Here is a 2,410-nt window from a genome sequence, read left to right as displayed (position 1 = left end):
TCCCGGACTGCCGGCGCCCGGCGCCACGGCCGGGCAGGACGGGTTCGTGCACGTGCGCGGGGCGGGTGAGAACAACCTGCAGAACGTGGAGGTGCGCATCCCGCGGGATGCGATCGTGGCGTTCACCGGGGTCTCCGGTTCGGGCAAGTCCTCGCTCGCGTTTGGCACCATCTTCGCCGAGGCCCAGCGCCGCTTCCTGGAATCCGTGGCCCCCTACGCGCGCCGGCTGATTTCCCAGGGGCACACCCCGAAGGTCGAGTACATTTCAGGTCTGCCCCCGGCGGTGGCGCTGCAGCAGCGTCGCGCCGGTTCCAGCTCCCGCTCCAGCGTGGGCACCCTGACCACCCTGTCCAATTCGGTGCGCATGCTCTTCTCCCGGGCCGGCAGCTACCCGCCGGGTGCGGCGCGCTGGATTCGGACGCGTTCTCCCCGAACACCGCGGTCGGTGCCTGCCCGCAATGCCACGGGCTGGGGCCAGGCCCACACGGTCAGCGAGGAGCTGCTGGTGCCCGACCCGTCCCTGAGCATCCGGCAGGGCGCGATCGCCGCCTGGCCCGGGGCCTGGCAGGGCAAGAACCTGCGCGACGTGGCCAGCCACCTGGGTTATGACGTGGACAAGCCCTTCGGGCAGCTGGCCCGCAAGGACCGGGACTGGCTGCTGTTCACCGACGAGCAGCCGGTGGTGGAGGTGACCCCGGAACGGGACCGCATCGAAAAGCCGTACAAGGGCCGGTTCTGGAGCGCCAAACGCTATGTGCTGCACACGGTGCCGAGTCCAAGAGTGAAACCATGCGGGCCAAGGCCCTGCGCTTCCTGAAGACCGGGCCCTGCCCGCTGTGCGGGGGCACCGGGTTCCGCCAGGAGTCCCTCGCGGTGCGCTTCGCAGAGCGCACCATTGCCGAGTTCAACGCGGCCTCGCTCACCGAGCTGGCCGAACTGCTTGATACCTATCAACCCCAGCAGCAGGCCACCGCCGCCGAGCAGCAGGTCGCCCAGACCATCGGTACGGACCTGCGCGCCCGCATCCAGGTGCTGCTGGACCTGGGGTTGGGCTACCTGAGCCTGAACCGGGCCACCCCCACCCTTTCCCCGGGGAGATGCAGCGCCTGCGCATCGCCACCCAGTTGCGCTCGGGCCTGTTCGGGGTGATCTACGTGCTGGATGAACCCTCCGCGGGATTGCACCCGGCCGACGCGCAGCCGCTGATCCAGGTGCTCGGTTCGCTGAAGGAGGCCGGAAACTCGGTGTTCGTGGTGGAGCACAACATGGATGTGGTCGCCGCCGCCGACTGGATCGTGGATGTCGGCCCGCGGGCCGGACGCAACGGGGGACAAGTCCTCTACAGTGGCCCGGTGCCCGGGCTGCAGGAAGTTCAGTCCTCGGTGACCCGCCGCTTCCTGACCCCGCCCCTGGCCCCCGACCACCAGATACGGCAGGCCAGCGGCTGGCTGGAACTGCAGGGGGTGAACCTGCACAACCTGGTGGATCTGCAGGCCCGTTTCCCGTTGGGGGTCTTCACCGCGGTGACCGGGGTGTCCGGTTCGGGCAAGTCCTCCCTGGTCTCCCACGCCCTGGCCCAATCCGTGCAGGGCCAGCTGCGCACCGCCCCCGCCAGCCCAACGAACGCCGAGCCTTCCGAGGAAGCCACCGCACAGGTCCGTCGGGTGCTGGGCGCCGAGGCCCTGAACCGCTGCGTGGTCATGGATCAAAAACCTATTGGGCGCACCCCGCGCTCCAACCTGGCCACCTACACCGGCCTGTTCGATGCGGTGCGCAAGACGTTCGCCGACACCCAGCTGGCGCGGGAACGCGGCTACGGAGCCGGCCGGTTCTCCTTCAACGTGGCCGGCGGGCGCTGCGAAACCTGCCAGGGGGAGGGCTACCTGGAAATCGAGCTGCTCTTCCTGCCCGGCACCTACGGACCGTGCCCCACCTGCCACGGGGCCCGGTACAACCCGCAGACCCTGGAGGTGACCTACCAGCCGACGGACGGCGCGCAGCCGAAGAACATTGCCGAAGTGCTGGCGATGAGCGTGGACGAGGCCGCAGAATTCCTGCACCAAATCCCGGCCGCCGCCCGGGCGCTGGCAACCCTGCAGGAAGTGGGGCTGGGGTACCTCAGCCTGGGGCAGCCGGCCACCGAACTCTCCGGCGGGGAAGCCCAGCGCATCAAACTGGCCACCGAGCTGCAACGCGCCCGGCGCGGGCACACCCTGTATCTGCTTGATGAGCCGACCACGGGTCTGCACCCGGCCGACGTGCAGCTGCTGGTGGCGCAGCTGCACCGGCTGGTGGAGCAGGGCAACACCGTGGTGGTGGTCGAACACCACCTGGACGTGGTCGCGGCCGCGGACTGGGTAATCGACCTGGGCCCTGCCGGCGGGGACGCCGGGGGACGGATCATCGCAGC

1 pseudogene is annotated in these 2,410 nt (G+C 69.8%); it reads left to right on the top strand.

Features of this window, described 5'->3' with window-relative positions:
* Window positions 1-7: 7 nt before the first annotated feature.
* A pseudogene (locus JCM19049_RS11825) lies at window positions 8-2,410 on the top strand (ABC transporter); the annotation flags it as partial.

This window comes from Arthrobacter sp. JCM 19049, assembly GCF_001310435.1.
Note: the sequence above shows the minus strand (reverse complement) of the source record. Positions and strands in the feature narration are given on the sequence as shown.